Annotated in this window: 21 protein-coding genes; 6 read left to right on the top strand and 15 right to left on the bottom strand. The window is 70.8% G+C overall.

What is annotated here, in order from left to right:
• Positions 1–2: 2 nt before the first annotated feature.
• Positions 3–1484 (bottom strand): IMP dehydrogenase, encoded by a 1482-nt coding sequence (gene guaB, locus ACIBK9_RS44890; protein ID WP_387669222.1) that lies wholly within the window; start codon positions 1482–1484, stop codon positions 3–5.
• Positions 1485–1919: 435 nt separating this feature from the next.
• On the opposite strand from guaB, the gene ACIBK9_RS44885 reads away from it, so the two are divergent.
• Together ACIBK9_RS44885 and ACIBK9_RS44880 are read left to right on the top strand one after the other, a co-directional pair.
• Positions 1920–2930 (top strand): LuxR C-terminal-related transcriptional regulator, encoded by a 1011-nt coding sequence (locus tag ACIBK9_RS44885; protein WP_397165097.1) that lies wholly within the window; start codon positions 1920–1922, stop codon positions 2928–2930.
• Between the two features lie 39 nt (positions 2931–2969).
• Positions 2970–3347, top strand: coding sequence for a DUF5319 domain-containing protein (locus tag ACIBK9_RS44880; RefSeq protein ID WP_090930411.1), 378 nt, complete (start codon positions 2970–2972; stop codon positions 3345–3347).
• Here the strand turns inward: ACIBK9_RS44880 and ACIBK9_RS44875 are convergent.
• Entirely contained in the window at positions 3308–3508 is a 201-nt protein-coding gene (locus tag ACIBK9_RS44875; protein WP_397165096.1) for a hypothetical protein, read from the bottom strand. The two genes, ACIBK9_RS44880 and ACIBK9_RS44875, sit on opposite strands and share 40 nt — an antisense overlap.
• The gene (locus ACIBK9_RS44870) at positions 3505–4140 is read right to left on the bottom strand and encodes a sigma-70 family RNA polymerase sigma factor (RefSeq protein WP_090930520.1); all 636 of its coding nucleotides are present in this window, start codon (positions 4138–4140) and stop codon (positions 3505–3507) included. Before ACIBK9_RS44870 ends, ACIBK9_RS44875 begins: the two co-directional genes overlap by 4 nt.
• 550 nt (positions 4141–4690) lie before the next feature.
• Here ACIBK9_RS44870 and ACIBK9_RS44865 point away from each other — a divergent pair.
• Positions 4691–5170, top strand: coding sequence for an AAA family ATPase (locus ACIBK9_RS44865; protein WP_397165094.1), 480 nt, complete (start codon positions 4691–4693; stop codon positions 5168–5170).
• Between the two features lie 603 nt (positions 5171–5773).
• On the opposite strand, the gene groL is transcribed toward ACIBK9_RS44865, so the two are convergent.
• From groL to ACIBK9_RS44850, 3 genes are all read right to left on the bottom strand, one after another.
• Positions 5774–7393, bottom strand: coding sequence for a chaperonin GroEL (groL, locus tag ACIBK9_RS44860; RefSeq protein ID WP_352318685.1), 1620 nt, complete (start codon positions 7391–7393; stop codon positions 5774–5776).
• Between the two features lie 69 nt (positions 7394–7462).
• On the bottom strand, positions 7463–7777 hold the full coding sequence (groES, locus tag ACIBK9_RS44855; RefSeq protein WP_226899011.1) for a co-chaperone GroES: 315 nt from the start codon (positions 7775–7777) through the stop codon (positions 7463–7465).
• 171 nt (positions 7778–7948) lie between these two features.
• Positions 7949–8803: an NAD-dependent epimerase/dehydratase family protein gene (locus ACIBK9_RS44850; RefSeq protein WP_397165092.1), complete on the bottom strand. Its 855-nt coding sequence runs from the start codon at positions 8801–8803 to the stop codon at positions 7949–7951.
• A gap of 104 nt (positions 8804–8907) precedes the next feature.
• On the opposite strand from ACIBK9_RS44850, the gene ACIBK9_RS44845 reads away from it, so the two are divergent.
• From ACIBK9_RS44845 to ACIBK9_RS44835, 3 genes are all read left to right on the top strand, one after another.
• Positions 8908–9405, top strand: a complete 498-nt coding sequence (locus ACIBK9_RS44845; RefSeq protein WP_397165090.1) for a MarR family winged helix-turn-helix transcriptional regulator — start codon at positions 8908–8910, stop codon at positions 9403–9405.
• A gap of 30 nt (positions 9406–9435) precedes the next feature.
• A complete protein-coding gene (locus ACIBK9_RS44840) occupies positions 9436–10599 on the top strand; it encodes a methyltransferase domain-containing protein (protein ID WP_397165088.1) in 1164 nt (387 codons plus the stop codon).
• Positions 10600–10794: 195 nt separating this feature from the next.
• Positions 10795–12603: a hypothetical protein gene (locus tag ACIBK9_RS44835; protein ID WP_352362844.1), complete on the top strand. Its 1809-nt coding sequence runs from the start codon at positions 10795–10797 to the stop codon at positions 12601–12603.
• Positions 12604–12662: 59 nt separating this feature from the next.
• Here the strand turns inward: ACIBK9_RS44835 and tsaD are convergent, their stop codons facing one another.
• The 9 genes from tsaD to alr form a co-directional block, all read right to left on the bottom strand.
• Complete coding sequence (tsaD, locus tag ACIBK9_RS44830) at positions 12663–13694, bottom strand: tRNA (adenosine(37)-N6)-threonylcarbamoyltransferase complex transferase subunit TsaD (protein ID WP_397165086.1); 1032 nt, start codon at positions 13692–13694, stop codon at positions 12663–12665.
• Positions 13687–14118 carry a ribosomal protein S18-alanine N-acetyltransferase gene (gene rimI, locus ACIBK9_RS44825; RefSeq protein WP_358283889.1) on the bottom strand — a complete coding sequence of 144 codons (432 nt, stop codon included), beginning with the start codon at positions 14116–14118 and terminating at the stop codon, positions 13687–13689. Before rimI ends, tsaD begins: the two co-directional genes overlap by 8 nt.
• 11 nt (positions 14119–14129) lie before the next feature.
• Positions 14130–14774 (bottom strand): tRNA (adenosine(37)-N6)-threonylcarbamoyltransferase complex dimerization subunit type 1 TsaB, encoded by a 645-nt coding sequence (gene tsaB / locus ACIBK9_RS44820; protein ID WP_387669233.1) that lies wholly within the window; start codon positions 14772–14774, stop codon positions 14130–14132.
• A gap of 27 nt (positions 14775–14801) precedes the next feature.
• Positions 14802–15731 carry an aminoglycoside phosphotransferase family protein gene (locus tag ACIBK9_RS44815; protein ID WP_387669235.1) on the bottom strand — a complete coding sequence of 310 codons (930 nt, stop codon included), beginning with the start codon at positions 15729–15731 and terminating at the stop codon, positions 14802–14804.
• Between the two features lie 10 nt (positions 15732–15741).
• Entirely contained in the window at positions 15742–16278 is a 537-nt protein-coding gene (locus tag ACIBK9_RS44810) for a class F sortase (protein ID WP_352318670.1), read from the bottom strand.
• Positions 16279–16281: 3 nt separating this feature from the next.
• Positions 16282–16932, bottom strand: a complete 651-nt coding sequence (locus tag ACIBK9_RS44805) for a hypothetical protein (RefSeq protein ID WP_397165084.1) — start codon at positions 16930–16932, stop codon at positions 16282–16284.
• A gap of 211 nt (positions 16933–17143) precedes the next feature.
• Positions 17144–17596 (bottom strand): tRNA (adenosine(37)-N6)-threonylcarbamoyltransferase complex ATPase subunit type 1 TsaE, encoded by a 453-nt coding sequence (gene tsaE / locus ACIBK9_RS44800; RefSeq protein WP_397165083.1) that lies wholly within the window; start codon positions 17594–17596, stop codon positions 17144–17146.
• Positions 17596–18648 carry an alpha/beta fold hydrolase gene (locus ACIBK9_RS44795; RefSeq protein ID WP_387669239.1) on the bottom strand — a complete coding sequence of 351 codons (1053 nt, stop codon included), beginning with the start codon at positions 18646–18648 and terminating at the stop codon, positions 17596–17598. Before ACIBK9_RS44795 ends, tsaE begins: the two co-directional genes overlap by 1 nt.
• A 19-nt stretch (positions 18649–18667) precedes the next feature.
• Positions 18668–19816 carry an alanine racemase gene (alr, locus tag ACIBK9_RS44790; protein ID WP_397165376.1) on the bottom strand — a complete coding sequence of 383 codons (1149 nt, stop codon included), beginning with the start codon at positions 19814–19816 and terminating at the stop codon, positions 18668–18670.
• Between the last annotated feature and the right edge of the window lie 8 nt (positions 19817–19824).

Here is a 19824-nt window from a genome sequence, read left to right as displayed (position 1 = left end):
ACTTACCTTCTGTGATAGTTCGGAGCTTCCACGGTCATCTGGATGTCGTGGGGGTGGCTCTCCTTGAGGCCCGCTGCCGTGATCGGCATGAGCTCGCAGTCGGTGTGCATCTGCTCGATCGTGCGGCAGCCGGCGTACCACATGCCCTGGCGCAGACCGCCGATGAGCTGGTGGGCGACGGCCGCGACCGGCCCGCGGTAGGGCACCTGCCCCTCGATGCCCTCGGGGATGTACTTGTCGTCGCCGCCGACGTCGGCCTGCGCGTAGCGGTCCTTGCTGAAGGAGGTGCCGCCGCGCTCGCGGTTGCGCACCGCGCCGAGCGACCCCATGCCCCGGTACGACTTGAACTGCTTGCCGTTGATGAAGATCAGCTCGCCCGGCGACTCCTCGCAGCCGGCGAGCAGCGAGCCCAGCATGACCGTGTCGGCGCCGGCCGCGATGGCCTTGACGATGTCGCCGGAGTACTGGAGGCCGCCGTCGCCGATCACCGGCACCCCGGCCGGTGCGCACGCCTTGGACGCCTCGTGGATGGCCGTGACCTGCGGCGCGCCTACGCCGGCCACCACGCGGGTGGTGCAGATGGAGCCGGGGCCGACGCCGACCTTGACCGCGTCGGCGCCCGCGTCGACCAGCATCTGGGCGCCCGCCCTGGTCGCGATGTTGCCGCCGATGACCTGGACCTTGCTGTTGGCCTTGAGCTTGGCGATCATGTCGGCCAGGCCCTTGGAGTGACCGTGGGCCACGTCGACGACGACGACGTCGACCCCGGCCTCGATCAGCGCCTTGGCCCGCAGCTCGGCGTCGCCGCCGACGCCGATGGCCGCGCCGACCAGCAGGCGGCCGTCGGCGTCCTTGGTGGACAGCGGGTACTGCTCGCTCTTGGTGAAGTCCTTCACCGTGATCAGGCCGCGCAGCCTGCCGTCGGGGTCGACGAGGGGCAGCTTCTCGATCTTGTTCTGCCGCAGCAGCGCGAACGCGTCGTCGCGCGAGACCCCCACCGGCGCGGTGACCAGCGGCATCTTCGTCATGACCTCGCGCACCGGACGGCTCTGGTCGGTCTCGAAGCGCATGTCGCGGTTGGTCACGATGCCGACCAGCGTGCCCGCCACGTCCGTCACCGGCACGCCGGAGATCCGGTACGTCGCGCACAGCCGCTCGACGTCGGCCAGCGTGTCGTCGGGGCTGCAGGTCACCGGGTTGGTCACCATTCCGGCCTCGGACCGCTTGACCAGGTCGACCTGCTGGGCCTGCTCCTCGACCGACAGGTTGCGGTGGAGGATGCCGATGCCGCCCTGGCGCGCCATGGCGACCGCCATGCGGGCCTCTGTGACGGTGTCCATGGCCGCGGAGACGAGCGGGATGGACAGCGTGATGTCCCGTGACAGACGGGATCTGGTGTCGGCCTCACCTGGTTGGAGATCGGAGTAGCCGGGCACCAGCAGCACGTCGTCGAAGGTCAAACCCATCTCGGTGAACTTGGACATGCCTCGGCCCCCTCCTGACCTCTGCGCTGATTGACCTAAGTCTAGGGCCTGCCTCCAAAACGCAACGAAGCCGGGAGCACGACGGCCCCACGCCCCGTCGTGCGCCCGGCCTCGCCGTCCGGAACGCGCAAAGTGCAGGGGGATGGGACGGTCGGTGATCCGTCCCATCCCCCGGCCACCGACACCCAGGCCTGGCGGCGTGTTCACGCCACCGAACCCCCCTCCGCGTCCTGATGGCGGCTGCCGCAAGGCCCCGCTTCAGGGTGCCGACGCTAGGTAAAGCCTGCGTCACTCAACGGCACGACGCAATGTGAAAACGTGCAATTGCACGAAGTTGCACGTTCCGCCGACGATTCCGCGGCAAGCCCCGGACACGCAGGCGGTACGGGGTTATCCTCGCGGCACGCCCGTGTCCCCCCGACGGAGCCGCCCATAATGCGTAATCAGCCCAGGCGCGTCGCAGAGCCCTTCGAGACGCTGGGCCTCGACCCGGCGCAGACCGCCCTTTACACGGCGCTGCTACGCCTGCACAGGGCGACGCGCACCGACCTCGCCCAGGCCATGGACGGCCCCGTCGAGAAGGTCGGCCGCCAGCTCGACGACCTGGTCAGGCTGGGGGTGGTCGACGAGCAGTCCGGCGAGTACCTGGCCAGGCACCCGGCGGCGGCGCTCGGCCGGGTCATCGCCGAGCGGCTCGACCGGCTGGCCGAGGAGAGCCGCAGGATCGACTCCGCGCTCGGCTCCATCCGCGGCCTGATCCACGACTACGACGCCGGCCGCGATTATCAGAGCGGCACATTCCCGGTGGAGATGGTGAACGGCGCGGACGTCCTCTACGAGAGCGTCGTCGGCATAGCCGTGCAATCGCCGCCCATGGAGTTGTTGACCGCAATCCCGGACGAGCGCACAATGGCAGATTTTGTTCGTAAATTTGCGGACCCATGGATTGATGCGCAAAAACGGCAACTTCTTACCGTTCAGGCGATCATTCCGGTCTCCACGCTGAGCCTGCCGGGCGTACGCGATCAGCTCACCCGGCTCCTCGACACCGGCGGCAAGGTGCGCACGCTCGACCGGGTGCCGAGCTGGTTCATGACGGCCGGGCCCGAGGTCGCCGGCCTGCCCGCGCTGTGGGGCGGCAACCTGCCCGACCACGCCTACAACTTCTACCTGGTGCGCACGCCGATCGTCGTCGGCATGCTGCGCTCGCTGTTCCATGAGCTCTGGGGCCGCGCCGTGCCGCTGCCCTGGGGGCGCAGGGGCGACGGGATGGTCCAGGTGCTCCGCCTGGCCGCGCAGGGCGTGTGCGACGACTCCATCGCCCGCCAGCTCGGCGTCTCGGTCCGTACGGTGCGGGCGAGGTTCGCCGACGCCATGGCCGAGCTGGGCGCGCAGTCGCGCTTCCACGCCGGCGTGGAGGCCGCCAGACGGGGATGGCTCAGCTAATACTCTCCGCCGGGGCCGCTTCGGTCATATGGTGGGAAGGTGCTGGAAGACGTCCCCCGCGACCCGTTCGCGGACGACCCGAACGACCCGTCCTCGGCGATGGGCGCTCTCGACGACGCCGAGCCACTCACCGCGGCCGAGCGCGACGAGGCCATCACCGACCTGGCAGACGTCGAGGTCTTTCGCTCCCTGCTCGAACCGCAGGGGGTGCTGGGCCTCGTGCTCGACTGCCCCGAGTGCGGCGAGCAGCACTTCTTCGACTGGGAGCTGCTGCGCGGCAACCTTCGCCAGATGATCGAGAAAGGCCAGCCCCAGGTGCACGAGCCGGCCTTCCACCCCGACCCCGCCGACTACGTCAGCTGGGAGTACGCCCGAGGCTATGTCGACGGCGTCATCGACACGGAGGAGCGCCGCTGATCGACTTCCTCCGAGACATCGTCCAGTAGCACGCCCAGCAACCGCACCGCAGGGTCGGACGAGTCCCGCGCCCGGCCCCGCGCGACCGCGTCGAGCAGCTCGTCGGTCTTGAGCAGGTCGTCGGCCTCGAGAAGCGCATGGAGCTCGTCCTCCGGCGTCAAGCCGACTCCAGCTCGGCCATCTGCCGCAACCTGGCCAGCGCCCGATGCTGGGCGACGCGGACCGCACCTGGTGACATGCCGAGTACATTACCGGTCTCCTCGGCAGACAGCCCCGACACCACCCGCAACAGCAGCAACTCCCGCTGGTTGTCGGGCAGCCTGGCCAGCAGCCTGCGCGCATGCTCGACCTCGATGTAGCGGACCACCGTCTCCTCGGGCCCCGGGCCGTCGTCGGGCCCGTCGGGCAGATCCTGGGTGGGCACGGCCGAGCGCACCGAACTGCGCAGCGCGTCGGCCACCTTGTGCGAGGCGATCCCGAACACGAAGGACGCGAAAGGCCGCCCCATGTCCCGGTATCGCGGCAGCGCGGACAACACCGCGATGCACACCTCCTGGGCTACGTCATCGGCAATGTGATATTGCCCTGAAACCCTGCCCAGCCTGGCGCGGCAATACCGCACCACCATGGGACGCAACTCCCCGAGCAGGGATTCGATCGCACTGCGATCTCCCTGCACGGCGAGGCTCGTCAGTTCCCTAAGGTCGGAGTCATCCGTCCGTGCCGGAAGTCTCGACGCGAGCCTTACCCCAATTTTGGCGTCGGCGACGCTTCCCTCGCTCACGATAGGCATGATGCCCGCACTGATCGGGCCTGTCCCCATGGCGAACGGCTACGGATTGGTCACATTGAAGCGACGATAACTAGCAGTAATCAGCCGACCACACTAAGCCTGATGAGCTGACATAATGTTTCACTCCATAAGCTGAAATGCACGACAATTGCCAGACCCCGACGCTTAACCGGCACTGCCGGTTTACTCCAATAATCCACCTCTTCCCCCATTTTCCCCCGCCCCCACCCCCTTCCACCCCGTAAGCCCCAGCCACATTTCCCCACCACCCGAAACCCACCCGCCCCTCGCCGCACCCGCCCCCGGGCCCGCCGCACGGCGACGACCGACGCCGCCAAGGCCCATGAAAGCCACCGGTCCGCCCAAGAGGGTGTTCAAGGAGCGTCGCAACGCGGTGATCACTTACTGGCGGCGGCCGGCGAAGCGAGCCGAGCGGGCTTCCGTAGTCCGAGTTGCAGGGACTGCGGAAGCCCATGACCGGACGCCCCCAGATCCCGACGTGGGTGACCTGAAGCCGGTCGAGGTCGGGACGGTTCGGTAGTCTCGTCCGATGGCGAAGATCTTGGTCACGGGGATGTCGGGAACCGGCAAGTCCACGGCGTTGGAGATGCTGGCGGCCCGGGGCCATCACGCCGTCGATACCGATACCGACCAGTGGAGCCACTGGGTGACCTTGCCGGACGGATCCACTGATTGGGTGTGGCGTGAGCCGGCCATCAGCGACCTACTCACCAACCATGGTGAGGGCGCACTCTTCGTGGCCGGCTGCAAGTCCAATCAGGGCCGGTTCTACCCGCAGTTCGACCACGTCGTCCTGCTCAGCGCGCCCGCTGAGGTCATGCTTGCCCGCATCGCGACGCGCACCAACAACCCCTTCGGCAAGCGCCCTGAGGAACGTGAAGCCGTCCTGCGTGACCTGACCCACGTGGAGCCGCTGCTCAGGGCCACCTCCACGCTCGAGATCGACGCTTCTGCGCCGATCGACAGGGTCGTCCAGCAGCTTGAGCAACTCGCGCAAACGACGCCGTGACCGAAGGTTGCGGAGACAGGCGCACACCGGCCCCGCCGCTTCGGGGTTCAGGCGCAGGCCGCCAGGAGCTCCGTGAGGCGCTCAGCCGGGTGTCCCAGCCCAGCGTCTTGCGAGGTCGGACGGGCAACTCTGCGGCGACGGCACCGAGGCCCTCGCGGGTGTGGACCGAGTCGGTGCCCTCGGGGGAAGTACTACGCAGCAGGCCGTTGGTGTCCTCGTCGGAGCTTCACTGCCAGGGGCTGGCCGAGTCGCAGAAGTAGAGCGGGACAGCGGCGGTAGGGCGAAGACGCCGTGGGAGCCCAGTTCTGATCCCTGGCCTTAGGCAAGAGATCGCAGCAGCCGTGGCAGGGACGTGACGGTCTGACTGAAAGCCGACGGCCCGCACCGGCGAGACCGGGGACGGGCCGGGGAAAGCCGACAGCCCGCACCAGCGAAACCAGGAACGGGCCGTGGAAAGCCGACAGCCCGCACCAGCGAAACCAGGAACGGGCCGTGGAAAGCCGACAGCCCGCACCAGCGAAACCAGGAACGGGCCGTGGGAAGCCGACGGCCCGCGCCGGAGGGAACCGGGCGGGCCGTACGGGCGCGGGGGAAACAGCCGGGTCAGTGGCCGTGACCGTGGCCGTGGCCCTGGCCGGCGGCCGGAGCCTCCTCCTCGGGCTTGTCCACCACGAGCGCCTCGGTCGTCAGGAGCATGCCCGCGATCGAAGCCGCGTTCTGCACCGCGGACCGGGTCACCTTGACGGGGTCGATGACACCCTGGGCGATCAGGTCGACGTACTCGCCGGTGGCGGCGTTGAGGCCCTGGCCGGCGGGCAGCTCGGCGACCTTGTGGGTCACCACGTAGCCCTCCAGGCCGGCGTTCTCGGCGATCCAGCGGGCCGGCTCGACCAGCGCGCGGCGCACGACGCCGACACCGGTGGCCTCGTCGCCGGTCAGGCCGAGGTCGTCGAGCTCCTTGCCCACGTGGATGAGGGCCGAGCCACCGCCGGAGACGATGCCCTCCTCGATCGCGGCGCGGGTCGCGGAGATCGCGTCCTCGAGGCGGTGCTTCTTCTCCTTCAGCTCCACCTCGGTGGCGGCGCCGACGCGCAGCACGCACACACCGCCGGCGAGCTTGGCCAGACGCTCCTGCAGCTTCTCGCGGTCCCAGTCGGAGTCGGACTGCTCGATGGCAATCTTGATCTCCTTGACGCGGTCCTCGATCGCCTGCTGGTCGCCGGCGCCGTCGACGATGGTCGTGGCGTCCTTGGTGACGACGACGCGGCGGGCCGTGCCGAGCACCTCGAGGCCGACGTGCTCCAGCTTGAGGCCGACCTCTTCGCTGACGACCTGGCCGCCGGTGAGGATCGCCATGTCCTGGAGCATCGCCTTGCGGCGGTCACCGAAGCCCGGGGCCTTGACGGCCACGGAGGTGAAGGTGCCGCGGATCTTGTTGGTGACCAGGACGGCCAGGGCCTCGCCCTCGACGTCCTCGGCGACCACGAGCAGCGGCTTCTTGGTCTGGGCGACCTTCTCCAGCAGCGGCAGGAAGTCGGCGATGGAGGAGATCTTGCCCTGGGTGAGCAGGATGTACGCGTCCTCCAGGACGGACTCCATGCGCTCGGGGTCGGTCACCATGTAGGCCGACAGGTAGCCCTTGTCGAACTGCATGCCCTCGGTGAACTCGAGCTCCATGCCCATGGCGTTGGACTCTTCGACGGTGAGGACACCGTCCTTGCCCACCTTGTCGAACGCCTCGGCGATCAGCTCGCCGATCTTGGCGTCCTGGGCGGAGATGGTGGCGACGTTGGCGATCTCCTTCTTGTCGCCCACCTCGCGCGCGCTGGCCAGCAGCCGGTCGCTGATCTCCTTGGCGGCCTTGTCGATGCCACGCTTGAGCGACAGCGGCGAGGCGCCGGCGGCCACGTTGCGCAGGCCCTCGCGGACCATGGCCTGGGCCAGCACGGTGGCGGTGGTGGTGCCGTCGCCCGCGATGTCGTTGGTCTTGGTGGCAACTTCCTTGGCGAGCTGGGCGCCGAGGTTCTCGTAGCGCTCCTCCAGCTCGATCTCACGAGCGATGGTCACACCGTCGTTCGTGATCGTCGGCGCACCGAACTTCTTGTCGATGACGACGTTACGGCCACGCGGGCCGAGGGTTACCTTCACGGCGTCCGCGAGGGCGTTGACACCGCGCTCAAGCGCGCGACGGGCGTCCTCGTCGAACTGCAGGATCTTCGCCATGCTGAAAGTCCTCTCCTGGCGTCGAAAGCCCCGGGCCCTCAAGAGCGCCCGGGGCTCGACACAACCGGCTTACTTCTCGATGATCGCGAGAACGTCGCGGGCGGAGAGCACGAGGTACTCCTCGCCGCCGTACTTGACCTCGGTGCCGCCGTACTTGCTGTAGAGGACGACGTCGCCCTCGGAGACGTCGAGCGGAATACGCTTGTCGCCGTCCTCATCCCAGTTGCCGGGGCCCACCGCGAGGACCTTGCCCTCCTGCGGCTTCTCCTTGGCGGTGTCCGGGATGACCAGACCGGAAGCGGTGGTCTGCTCTGCCTCAAGCGGCTGAACCACGATGCGGTCGCCGAGCGGCTTAACGGGAACCTTGGTGGCGGTCGTCACGATCGGACCTCCCCTTCAGATTTGAATGATCTAGAAGAGGCGACCAGCGGGGCCTGCCGTCGCGGGTGTCAGACCTGCCTCGTCGCACGTTGGCACTCTCAAGGTGAGAGTGCCAACAGGAAACATATGCAAGAGGGCCTTGACAGTCAACACGAACGCGTCTGCTCAGAGCGATCAGACGTAGGAACCCTCGGTCAGATCGGCGACGACGCCGGGCCGGGAGGGGTTCCAGCCGAGTTCGGCGCGCGTGCGTGTCGCGCTGATGCGCTGGCCGAGCGCCAGGGCCTCGGCGAAGCCCGCCCCCAGCACCTGGGCCGCCTCGGCCTGCGGCCAGGGCTCGGCCTGCGGCTTGACGCCCGCCGACCGGGCCGCCGCCTCGGCCACCTCGGCGACCGGCACGGCCTCCTCGCTGATGCCGTGGTAGACGCGGGCGCCGCCCCTCTCCAGGACGGCCACGACGAGCTCGGCCAGGTCGTCGACGTGCACGAACGTCCAGGTGTGCGGCTCGCCGCCGGCGGTGACGTAGACCCCGGCGCCGCGCTCGGCGGCCTGCGCGCGCATCATGGCGGGGATGCCGCCGCCGCGCCCGTGGACGACGCCGGGCCGGATCACCGAGCCGCCGCCGTCGATGACCAGCTGCTCGATCTCGTGCCGGTACGCCACGAGCGGAATCGGGTCGGCCGGGCTGTCCTCGTGCCCGTCGGCGGTGGCGCCCAGCACCCACACGCCGCTGGTGAAGACCACCTTCCGGCCCGACGCGGCGAGCACGCCGATCGCGGCCAGGTCGGCCTCCTTGTCGCCGCCGAGCTGGGCGGCGACCACGATGGCGTCGATGTCCGGGGTGATCGCGGCGGCCAGCCCCGCGACGTCGGCCAGGTCTCCGTGACGCTCGTCCGCCACGCCCGGCACGCGCCGGGAGCCGTCGGCGGCGGGCCGCACCAGGACGGCCACCTCGTGCCCCTGCTCGGCCAGCCGCTCGACCACCGCGCCGCCGATGTACCCCGTCGCGCCCAGCACCAGCACCTTCATGATGAACCTACCTCGAAAATTTCTACGTTGAACATTTCGACGTCGTGGACAGTACCGCACGACGCCGAACATTTCAACGTCGAAGCTTTGGTAGGGTGAGCCCCGTGGATGACGCGGTGGACGTGATTCTCGGACAGTGGGCGCGGACACGGCCCGACGTCGACGTGTCCCCGATGGGCGTGATCGGCCGGATCTCGCGCGCCTCGCGCCTGCTGGAGCGCGGCGTGAAGGACTTCCTGGCCGAGCACGGGCTGGAGGCGTGGGAGTTCGACATGCTGGCCACGCTGCTGCGCAGCGGCGCCGACGCCACGATGTGCATGAAGGACCTGTCCACCTCGGCCATGGTCAGCCCCGGCGCGCTCACCAACCGGATGGACCACCTGGTCCGGCGCGGCCTGGTCCACCGCTGGCCGGCGCCGCACAACCGGCGCATGACGCTGGTCGCCCTCACCGACGAGGGCAGGAGGGTCGCCGACGAGATGCTCGTCCTGCACGCCGCCAACGAGGAGCGGCTGCTCGCCGGGCTGTCCGAGGGCGAGCGCGAGGCCCTGGCCGGGCTGCTGCGCAGCCTGCTGGTCTCCCTGGGCGACACCTCCCTGTGAGCGATCCCGAGTTGTGAGCGGAGTGCGTACATGGATCTCGACGCCTTCGGCGAGCTGCTGACCCCGCGCGGGCAGCGGGCGCTCGCCGAGGCCGCGGAGCTGGCCGGGACCGATCCGGTCGCGGCGGCGACCAGGCTGCGCCGCACCTACGACGCGGCGCTCACCTCGGCCGCGCTGACGCAGGCGGCGCTGCGCGAGCGCGCCGCGGCGAAGTTCGGCGCCGACGCCGCGGTCATGTACTTCACCCCGCACGGCCTGGAGCAGTCCACCCGCCGGGAGGTCGCCGACCACCGCGCCCGGCGCATGGGCGCCGGGCGGGTGATCGACGCCTGCTGCGGGGTCGGCGGCGACCTCCTGGCGCTCGCCCGCGCCGGCTGCGAGGTCGACGCCGTCGACCTCGACCCGCTGACCGTCGCCGTGGCCAGCGCCAACGCCGACGCGCTCGGGCTGGCCGGCCGGGTGCGGGTGCGCGTGGGCGACGCGGCGCAGGTCCGGCCCGAGGAGTACGACGCGCTGTTCGCCGACCCGGCCCGGCGCAGCGGCAAGGGCCGCACGTTCGACCCCATGGCCTACTCGCCGCCCTGGCCGGTCGTGCTCGACCTGGTCGCACGGGCGCCGCGGGCCTGCCTCAAGGTCGCCCCCGGCATCCCGTACGAGTTCATCCCCGACGGCGCGGAGGCCGAATGGGTCTCCTACAAGGGCGAGGTCAAGGAGGCCACCCTCTGGACCGGCCCCCAGGTCGGCCCCGCCCGGCGCGCCACCCTGCTGCCCGGCGGCCACACGCTGACCGCCACCGGCGTCCAGGCCGCCGTCGGCCCGATGGGCCGCTACGTCTACGAGCCCGACGGCGCCGCGATCCGGGCCCACCTCGTCGGCGAGGTGGCCGAGATGGTCGGCGGACGCCTGCCCGACCCCATGATCGCCTACATCACCGCCGACGAGCCCAGCCACACCCCTTGGGCCTCCGGGTACGAGGTGGACGAGGTCATGCCGTTCTCGCTGAAAAAACTCCGCGCGGCTCTCCGCGAACGGCGGATCGGAAATGTCACCATCAAGAAACGCGCGTCGGCGATCGACATCGAACGCCTGCGCGCCGATCTCCGCCTTTCCGGCGAGAACTCGGTCGTCATTATCCTGACCCGCATTCTCGATAAGCCTTCAGTTATCATCTGCAACCCCCTCCCACCTGCCTGAACACTCCAAAGCGGTCATTCTTCCGCTAAATACGATCTTTCACTTCGACGCCGCCTGACCTTGATCGAAAGGCTAAGGTGGACGGGCGGGAGTTCTCCCCCTTATGCGGTAACCCGCGTACTCGCCCTTTCATCTGCAAACCGGACCTATCCCACCGCTGCGCGGCAGACCGTCGGCGAGCGAAGGAGCCTTTCGGTGGACCATTCCAACCACACCACCCTTCTTCAGGCAGGCGGCCAGTCCGCCATCTCCGAGAGGATGCGAGACCTCCTCGCGCGCGCCGCCCAGGACCATGTCTACGAGCAGCGCACCCAGGGAGCCGTGCTCGACGAGATCCGCCAGCGTCTTGAAGGCATGGAGTGGCTGCTGCGCGAGGTGCGCGAACGCGAGCTCGGCGGCCTGAGCGGCACCCTCGAGGCGGTGAGCGGGCGGCTCGACGACATCACCGCCAAGCCGCCGATGTGGGCGGAGGGCCTGGCCCAGCACGTCGAGGCCGTGCGCGACCACGTCGACGCCGTCGGGGAGAAGATCGGCCACGTCGACGCCCGGGTCGCGCCGGTGGCCGAGTTGCCGAGCCTGTGGGCGGACCTGGGCACCGTGGGCGAGGCCGTCGACGAGGCGCTCAAACGCCTGCAGTCGGTGCTCGACACCACCGACGGCATCACCCAGAACATGTCCGGCTTCGCCGCCAAGCTGACGCAGCTCAACTCCAGCATGGAGGCCGCGGCCAGCCGCTTCACCCGGCTCGACAAGTCGGTGGCCGACCTGTCGGGCCGCGCCGAGCGGGTCGAGAGCGTGGTCGGCGAGCTGGCCGAGAGCGTTGCGGCCACGTCGCAGCAGGTCGCCGTCAAGATCGACGCGGCCGAGCAGCGCCTGACCGGCCGCCTCGACGACACCGACCTGCACATCGCCGCCCGCCTCGACGAGGCCGACAAACGCCTGGCCGGCCGCCTCGACGAGACCGACGAGCGGCTGACCCAGCGCCTGAACGAGCGGCTCGACCGCGCCGACGAGCGCCTGGCCGCCAAGCTCGACGAGGGCGACCAGCGGCTCACGGTCCGGCTGGCCGACGTCGAGCAGCGGCTCACCGCCCGCCTCGACGAGGCCGACCAGCACCTCGCCGTCCAGCTCGGGGAGAGCGAGCTGCGGCTCAGCGGGCGGCTCGACGGCGTCGACTCCCGGCTCGACCGGGTCGAGGGCCGGCTCATGGGGCTCGACACCCGGCTCACCGGGTTCGACGGCCGGCTGGAGTCGGCCGACGAGTGCCTGGCCGACATCGATACCAGGCTCGACGGCGTCGACGGCCGCATCAGCGGCGTCGACAAGCGCCTCACCTCGGTCGACGGCCAGCTCGGCGGCCTCGGCAAGCGCATGGGCGCCATCGACGGCCACCTCGTCCGCCACGACGACCGCTTCGACGCCCTCGACGGCCGCCTGAGCGCGCTCGACGACCGCGCCTCGGCCACCGACCAGCGTCTGGCCGAGACCGCCGTGCGCAGCGAGGGCCGCTTCAACAAGCTCGACAACCAGATGGAGTCGATCGACGAGCGGCTGGTCGAGGCGGAGGAGCACCTGATCACCCGGTTCGACACGCTCGACGGCCAGTTCAGCGGGCTCGACAGCCGCTTCAACGGCCTCGACACCCACCTCAACGGCCTGGCCGCCCGCGCCGATCAGGCCGGCGAGCACCTGGAGTCGGTCGACGACCGCATCGAGGCCATGAACCAGCACGTCAGCCAGCTCCCGGCGGCCCTGGCCATCCCCGAGCGGGTCGGCGAGCTCATCGAGTCGCAGGCCGGCGCGCAGGCCGACCGCCTGTCGGCCGCCGCCGACGCGCTGACCGAGCTGGTGCGCTCCCGGCCCGACCGCGACGAGCTGAGCGAGACGGTCAGCGGCATCGTGCAGCCGGCCACCGACGACCTCACCAAGCGGCTGGCCGCGCTGGAGGAGACCATGCTGGCGCTGGCCGAGGCCCTGCTCCGGCCCACCAGGACCAAAGACTGACCCGCCCGGCGGTGGGGCACCTCCCGCGCCTCACCGCCGGCCTCCGGCCCCGCCAGGGCTCAGACGTGGACCGTCGTGATCGGCAGCGACGAGTCCGCCGGGATCTCCAGGGTCGAGGGGGTGACCCCCGCCGCCACCAGGTCGGATCCCAGAGCCGCGACCATGGCCCCGTTGTCGGTGCACAGCCCCGGCCGGGGCACCCGCAGCCGCACGCCCGCCGCGTCGCAGCGCTCCTGGGCCAGCGCCCGCAGCCGCGAGTTGGCCGCCACGCCGCCGCCGATCAGCAGGTCGTGCACGTCGTACTTCTTGCACGCCTGCAACGCCTTGCGGGTCAGCACGTCGACCACGGCCTCCTGGAAGGAGGCGGCCACGTCGGGCACGTGGATCGACTGCCCGGACGCCTCGCGCGCCTCGACCCAGCGGGCGACGGCCGTCTTGAGCCCGGAGAAGGAGAAGTCGAGCGTGCCGTCGTCGATCTTGCCCCGGGGGAAGGCGACGGCCGTGCCGGAGCCCTCGCGGGCGGCCCGGTCGATGTGCGGGCCGCCGGGGAAGGGCAGCCCGAGCACCCGGGCCACCTTGTCGAACGCCTCGCCGGCCGCGTCGTCGACGGTCGAGCCGAGCGAGATGACGTCTTCGGCCACGTCGGGCACCAGCAGCAGCGAGGAGTGGCCGCCGGAGACCAGCATGGCGATGCACGGCTTGGGCAGCGGCCCGTGTTCGAGCTGGTCGACGGCCACATGGGCGGCCAGGTGGTTGACGCCGTAGAGCGGCACGCCGAGACCCAGCGCGTACGACTTGGCGGCGGCCACGCCCACCAGCAGCGCCCCGGCCAGGCCGGGCCCGGCGGTGACGGCGATGGCGTCGATGTCGGAGAACTTGAGCCCCGCCTCGGCCAGCGCCGCCTCGACCGTGGGCGTCATGGCCTCCAGGTGGGCGCGGGAGGCGACCTCGGGCACCACGCCGCCGTATCGGGCGTGCTCGTCCATGCTGGAGGCGATGGTGTTGGCGAGGAGCGTGTGGCCTCTGACGATGCCGATGCCGGTCTCGTCGCACGACGTCTCGATGCCCAGGACCAGGGGTGCGTCAGCCATCCAGCTTCCTTCTCATCATGATCGCGTCGGTGCCGTCGTCGTAGTAGCGGCGGCGGATGCCGATCTCCTCGAACTCGAAATGCCGGTAGACCGCCTGGGCGCGCGGGTTGTCGGCGCGTACCTCCAGGAAGATCTCGCGCGCGCCCCTGCGCCGCGCCTCGGCCAGCAGCTCGGTCAGCATCGCGCTGCCGATGCCGGTGCCCTGGTGCTTCTCCAGCACGGCGATGGTCTGCACGTCGGCCTGGTCGGACGCGACCGCGATGCCGCTGTAGCCGACGATCTCGTCGTCGGCCAGGGCCACCACGTAGTGGCGCGACCGCGGCATGTCGGCCAGCTCGCCGCGCATCATGCCCTCGCTCCACGCGTCGAGCGGGAACGTGGCCTGCTCGATCGCCATGACCGCGGGCAGGTCGGCCTGGGTCATCGGCCGCAGTCTCACGCCGTCACCCTCTTGGGCGCGCCCGGCACCACGGCGTCGGGCCTGCGCAGGTAGATGGGCCGCGGCGGGTCGAGCGGGACGCCCGCGGCCAGCCGCTCGGCGGCCAGCGCGGCCAGCGCGCCCGCGTAGGGGTAGGGCGGGGCGTCGTGGCGGCCCAGGACGTCGGGGTAGAGCCCGGCGCCGGCGCCCACGACCGGCAGGCCCTCGACGGGCACGTCGGCGGGCCGGTCGACGAACGGGCCGCCGGCACGGGTGCGCATGTCCTGGTAGCGCGCCCAGAACACCTCCTTGCGCCGGGCGTCGGTGGCGACCAGGAACGGCTCGCCGAGCCCGCTGCCGTAGGCGACCGCGTCGAGGGTGCAGATGCCGTACGCGGGCACGGCGAGCGTCGTCGCGAGCCCCTGGGCGGTCATCAGCCCCACGCGCAGGCCCGTGTAGGGCCCGGGGCCGCTGCCCGCGACGACGGCCGTCACGTCGCGCAGGGCGGCGCCCGACTCGGTCAGCACGCGTTCGATGGTGGGGACGAGCAGCTCGCCGTGGCGGCGGGCGTCGATCGTCGTGGACTCGGCGAGCACCCGCTCACCGTCGTGGAGGGCGGCGGTGACGGCGGGCGTCGCGGTATCAAAGGCCAGGACCAGCACGACTGTTTAGCCTACCCGCCGGACGGGTCACACCCAGCCGGTACGCCGTTTCAGCCACTCCAGCGCGACCACTCCCTGCGCCCGCTGGAACGCCCTGAGCGTGGGCAGCCCGGGCGGATCGGGCAGCCGGCCGTTCCGGACGAAGTAGCCGGTCTGGGCCGCGACGACCGCGGTGACCGCCGGGTCGGGATCGTCGAACAGCTCGTGGGGCGCGGGGCCGCCCTGCATGCCGACCGACGGCAGCATGGCCACCTGGTCGTACCAGGGCGCGGCCAGGCAGGCCCACGGCCAGTCCACCACATAGACACGGTCGGGCGTGAGCAGGATGTTGTCGGCCCGCAGATCGGCGTGGACGAGGGTGTCGCCGGCCGCCGCCGCCTCCCAGCCGGACTCCAGCTCGGCCAGCTCGGGCAGGTGGCGCAGCGCCCACGGGTCGAGCCCGGCGGTGTCCTCGCCGAGCAGCCTGCGCCACCCCTGGAAGGAGTCGCCCATGACCTCGCCGATCGTGCGGGCCTCGATCGGCGACGGGGTGAGCGCGGCGGACATCTCCTTCAGGGCCGTGAAGACCCGGTCGAGCTCGTCGCGCCGCCACGGCATCTGGGGGTGCGCGGCCTCGACGTCCTCGAAGACCAGGGCGACCCAGCCCTCCAGCTCGAACGCCGTCAGCAGCTTCGGCGCGGGGACCGACTCGGGGAGCGCGGCGGCGTTCCTGAGCTCGGAGCGGTAGATGCGCACGCTGTCGGGGTTGGGCTCGGGGCCGACGGCCTTGACGAACGCGCGCCGGCCGTCATCGGTCCGCAGGCGCACCGCGGCCGCCGGGGAGAAGCCGCCCTCCTGGGTGACGGCCTCCACGACGCGGCCGCCGAGGAAGCCCTCGACCGCCTCGCGCACCAGCGGGTGAACCTCTTGCCAGGGCACGCGGGCGCCGGACGCCGGCGGGTTGAGGTCAGTGCTCATCGTTCCATGATCAGGCTCGGGACGCGTAGACGATGATGTTGTCGACATATTCGCCTCTGGCGTAGTCGAACTTACCGCCGCAGGTGACGAGTTTCAGTCCGTCGTCGACGTACACCCGCCGGGCGGGGAAGTGGTCCTTGGAGACCTGCTCGATAGCGTCCACCTTGAAGCTGACGACCTTGCCGTCGCTGCGCTCCACCTTGACGGTCTCGCCCTTGCGTAACTGCCTGAGCTTGTAGAACACGGCGGGGGCGGTCTTGGTGTCGACGTGGCCGATGATCACCGAGGCGCCCTTCTCGCCGGGCACCGCGCTGCCGCTGTACCAGCCCGCCATCTTCGGCTTCTCGTACGGCGGCAGCTCGACCTCGCCGTCCTTGCTCAGCCCGAGCTTCATCAGCGGGGCCTCAAGGTCGAGCGACGGGATGTCGATGCTCTTGGGCACCACGCTCGCCGCCGGGGTGGAGGAGTTCTGCATGCTCTTGCCGAAGGCGACCAGCAGCAGGCCCGTGACGGCGCCCGCGAGCACCACCCGTCCTGGACGTGCCATCGATCAGGCCCGGCTGCGCCGCTTGACCATCACGACCGCGCCGCCGACGAGGACCAGGGCCACCAGCGCGCCGGCCGGGCCGAGCGGGATCGAGGACTCGTCGTCGACGTCACGGCCGAAGGTGCCGCCGCCGCCCGCCTTGGGCGCCTTGGTGGGCACGCCGGTCGGGTCGGCCTCGGCCCTGGCCACCTTGAGCGTGGCCTTGCCGACGTCGTTGGTGCCGTCGCACTTGACGTCGACGGTGTACGAGCCGCGCTTGACCGTGCCGGAGACCGTCGCCTCGCCGCGGACCCAGGGCGAGCCGTTCGCCGGGCTGCTGGTCGCGGTCGGCGTGGCCGAGCCGGCCGGCACGGGGTTGAGCGGGACGCCGTTGAGGAACGCCCGCGAGGTCGCGGTGCCGGTGTGGGCCGGTCCGCCGGACGGCAGCGGGCAGTTGGCCAGGATCCACACCTTGGACGTCTCCCCCGCGGTGACCCGGTCGGGGTTGACCTGGACCGCGATGCTCGGCCTCTTGGTGGGCGGGGCGGTCGCGGTGGCCGTGGTCGTGGCGGTGGTCGTCGTGGTGGCGGTGGTGGACGTCGTGGCTGTGGCCGTCGGTGTGCCTGTCGGTGTGGTCTCGGCCGAGGCCGCACACCCGGTCAGCCCGACCACCATGATGGCACCCGCGTACGCGACTCGCCTGACCCTGAGCACCGCCGCACCCCACTTTGCCGTCTTGCACCCAGCATCCACCAAAAATGTGGATGTCGCCCCTCCTGATACCCAGAAATTCTGGGCAAATCCCTGACCAACGATCATGATTTATGTCATCGGTCCGGTACGTCAAGGGTGACAGCTTTGCCGGAAATTGACGGAGGTTTTAGCCTTAGGCCGGATCAGACGGCGTGTCGGCCCACCGGTCGCCCACTCCGCGCAGGGTCACCAGGCGGGCGTCGTCGCCGGTCTCCCGGTCGATGTGGATCTCCAGCCGGTCTTCGGCCAGCCCCTCGACCAGGCCCTCGCCCCACTCGACCACGGTGACCGACTCCTCCAGCGAGGCGTCGAGGTCGAGGTCGTCGACCTCCAGGTCGCCGCCGAGGCGGTAGGCGTCGGCGTGCACCAGCGGCGGGCCCTGCTGCAGCGACGGGTGCACCCTGGCGATTACGAAGGTGGGCGAGGTGATCGGCCCGCGTACCTTGAGACCTTCGGCGATGCCCTGGACGAGCGTGGTCTTGCCCGCGCCGAGCGGCCCGGACAGCACGATCAGGTCACCGGGCCGCAGGTGGGCCGCCAGGCGGGCGCCGTAGGCCCGCATGTCCTCCGCTGTCGCCAGTCGCACTACAACTCCACTCGCTTGATCAGGTCGCGCAGCGCGTCGTTGACGATCCCCGGGCGCTCCAGCTGGATCAGGTGGGAGGTGTCGGGGATCTCGGTGACCTGCGCCTTGGGCAGCGCCGCCGCGATGGCCCTGCTGTGGTCGGGCGGGGTCAGCCAGTCGCGCTCGCCGTAGACGATGGCGGTCGGGACCGGGTCGAGGACGTGCAGCGCGGACAACTTGTCATGGTTCATCAGGGCCGGGTAGAAGGCGGCGAACACCTCGGTGGGGGTCTGCCTGATCATCGACTCGGCGAAGTCGACCACGGTCGGGCTCACGTTCGCGGAGTCGCCGAAGCCCATGTAGCGGGTGATCAGGAACGCGATGTCGCTGCCCGCGTGCCGGGTCCTGTCGACCAGCGCGCCCTTCCTGCCCAGCAGCGACACCGTGGACGGCGCCACCTTGTGCACGGCCTTGGACACCATCGCCGGCAGCCCCAGCGTCAGCTCGGCCAGCTTGCCCGCCGAGGTCGCGATGAGGGCGACCGCCCGGATCTTGTCGCCGAACAGCTCAGGACGGCTGTCGGCGAGCGCCATGATCGTCATGCCGCCCATCGAGTGGCCGACCACCACGCACGGGCCGGGCACGAACTCCTCGATCACCTCGGCGAGGTCCTGGCCCAGCCGGTCGATCGTGCTGTCGTCGGCCGTGCCGCGCTGCGAGCGGCCGTGGGAGCGGATGTCCCACAGCACCAGGCGGTGGTTCTCGCGCAGCTCCTTGCGCTGGTAGTGCCACGATTCGAGGTTGAGGCAGTAGCCGTGGCACATCACGATCGTCAGCGGCGCGTCCTCGGGGCCGTCGATCTCGACGTGGAGCGCCACCCCGTCGGAGGTGACGAGCGTGCGCTCCCTGCCGCGCAGCTCGCCGAACGGCTCGCTGGCCTCCTCGTCGTGCCGCAGCCTGATCCGGCCGACCGCGTAGCGCTTGGCCAGAGCCGCAGCCGCGACACCGGCCGACGCCGCTCCGACGATCGCGCCGGCGATTCCGACCCTGCGCCGCCGTGTTGTCGTCGTCATGTCCCCGATCCTTCTCCGCTCATGGCCGCTCCGGAGTGCCCGCCGTCACATGCTGGTGGACCCGTGGCACCCGGGAACCGATCCTGGTCACGATCTCATGCGTGATCGTGCCGAGGGTATCCGCCCATTCCTGGGCGGTCGGCTCGCCCCCGTCGCCGGGACCGAACAGCACCACCTCGTCGCCCGGCGACAAGGGGTCGTCGCCGACGTCGATCACGAACTGGTCCATGCACACCCGGCCCGCCACTTTCCGGCGGCGCCCGCCCGCCAGCACCTCGGCTCTTCCCGACGCGTGCCGGAGTATGCCGTCGGCGTAGCCGAGCGGCACGAGGCCGAGGGTGGTCTCGTGGTCGGTGACGTAGAGGTGACCGTAGGAGACGCCCGACTCCTGAGGGACCCGCTTGACGAGCGCGATCCTGGCCGTCAGGGTCATGGCCGGACGCAGCCCGAAGTCGCCCAGCTCGGGGACGGGGCTCAGGCCGTACATGGCGATGCCCGGCCTGACCAGGTCGAAGCGGGCGGCCGGCAGGGTCAGGACGGCGGCCGAGTTGGCCAGGTGCCTGATCACCGACGACCCGGCGGCGCCCGCCTGCTCGGCCTGCTTCAGCGCGCTCTCGAACGCCTCCAGCTGCTGCTCGACCGAGGGATGGCCGGGCAGGTCGGCGCAGGCGAAGTGGGACCACAGGCCGACGATCTCGACGACGCCCTCCGCCCGCAGCGCGAGCGCCCTGCTCAGCAGGCCCGGCCAGGCGGCCAGCGGCGCGCCGCCCCTGCTCATGCCGGTGTCGGCCTCCAGGTGCAGCTTGGCCGGACGGCCCACGCGGCGGGCGGCGGCCGCGATCTCGTCGAGCAGGCCCTCGTGGGCGGCCGACAGCTCGACGTCCTGGGCCACGGCCCGGTCGAGGGGCTCGCCGGGCGTGATCAGCCAGGCCAGGACGGGCGCGGTGACGCCGCCCTCGCGCAGCGCCAGCGCCTCGGCGACGAAGGCCGTGCCCAGCCTGGACGCGCCGCCCTCTAGGACGGCCCTGGCCGAGGGCACCAGCCCGTGGCCGTAGGCGTCGGCCTTGACGGCCCCCATCAGCTCGGCGCCGTCCGCCCGCTCCTTGAGCAGGGCCACGTTGTGCCGGATCGCGGACAGGTCGACCCGCGCCTCGGCGGGGGTGGCCATCGAGGAGT

The organism is Nonomuraea sp. NPDC050227, from assembly GCF_044459705.1.
GTDB lineage: Bacteria > Actinomycetota > Actinomycetes > Streptosporangiales > Streptosporangiaceae > Nonomuraea.
This window is presented reverse-complemented; position numbering and strand designations above follow the sequence as displayed.

What these genes read in the sequence shown, in the direction of transcription:
- guaB (WP_387669222.1), bottom strand. Translation starts at nt 1,484, where the DNA reads ATGTCCAAGTTCACCGAGATGGGTTTGACCTTCGACGACGTGCTGCTG.
- ACIBK9_RS44885 (WP_397165097.1), top strand. Translation starts at nt 1,920, where the DNA reads ATGCGTAATCAGCCCAGGCGCGTCGCAGAGCCCTTCGAGACGCTGGGC.
- ACIBK9_RS44870 (WP_090930520.1), bottom strand. Translation starts at nt 4,140, where the DNA reads ATGCCTATCGTGAGCGAGGGAAGCGTCGCCGACGCCAAAATTGGGGTA.
- ACIBK9_RS44865 (WP_397165094.1), top strand. Translation starts at nt 4,691, where the DNA reads ATGGCGAAGATCTTGGTCACGGGGATGTCGGGAACCGGCAAGTCCACG.
- groL (WP_352318685.1), bottom strand. Translation starts at nt 7,393, where the DNA reads ATGGCGAAGATCCTGCAGTTCGACGAGGACGCCCGTCGCGCGCTTGAG.
- ACIBK9_RS44850 (WP_397165092.1), bottom strand. Translation starts at nt 8,803, where the DNA reads ATGAAGGTGCTGGTGCTGGGCGCGACGGGGTACATCGGCGGCGCGGTG.
- ACIBK9_RS44840 (WP_397165088.1), top strand. Translation starts at nt 9,436, where the DNA reads ATGGATCTCGACGCCTTCGGCGAGCTGCTGACCCCGCGCGGGCAGCGG.
- tsaD (WP_397165086.1), bottom strand. Translation starts at nt 13,694, where the DNA reads ATGGCTGACGCACCCCTGGTCCTGGGCATCGAGACGTCGTGCGACGAG.
- rimI (WP_358283889.1), bottom strand. Translation starts at nt 14,118, where the DNA reads ATGACCCAGGCCGACCTGCCCGCGGTCATGGCGATCGAGCAGGCCACG.
- ACIBK9_RS44815 (WP_387669235.1), bottom strand. Translation starts at nt 15,731, where the DNA reads ATGAGCACTGACCTCAACCCGCCGGCGTCCGGCGCCCGCGTGCCCTGG.
- ACIBK9_RS44810 (WP_352318670.1), bottom strand. Translation starts at nt 16,278, where the DNA reads ATGGCACGTCCAGGACGGGTGGTGCTCGCGGGCGCCGTCACGGGCCTG.
- ACIBK9_RS44805 (WP_397165084.1), bottom strand. Translation starts at nt 16,932, where the DNA reads ATGGTGGTCGGGCTGACCGGGTGTGCGGCCTCGGCCGAGACCACACCG.
- ACIBK9_RS44795 (WP_387669239.1), bottom strand. Translation starts at nt 18,648, where the DNA reads ATGACGACGACAACACGGCGGCGCAGGGTCGGAATCGCCGGCGCGATC.
- alr (WP_397165376.1), bottom strand. Translation starts at nt 19,816, where the DNA reads ATGGCCACCCCCGCCGAGGCGCGGGTCGACCTGTCCGCGATCCGGCAC.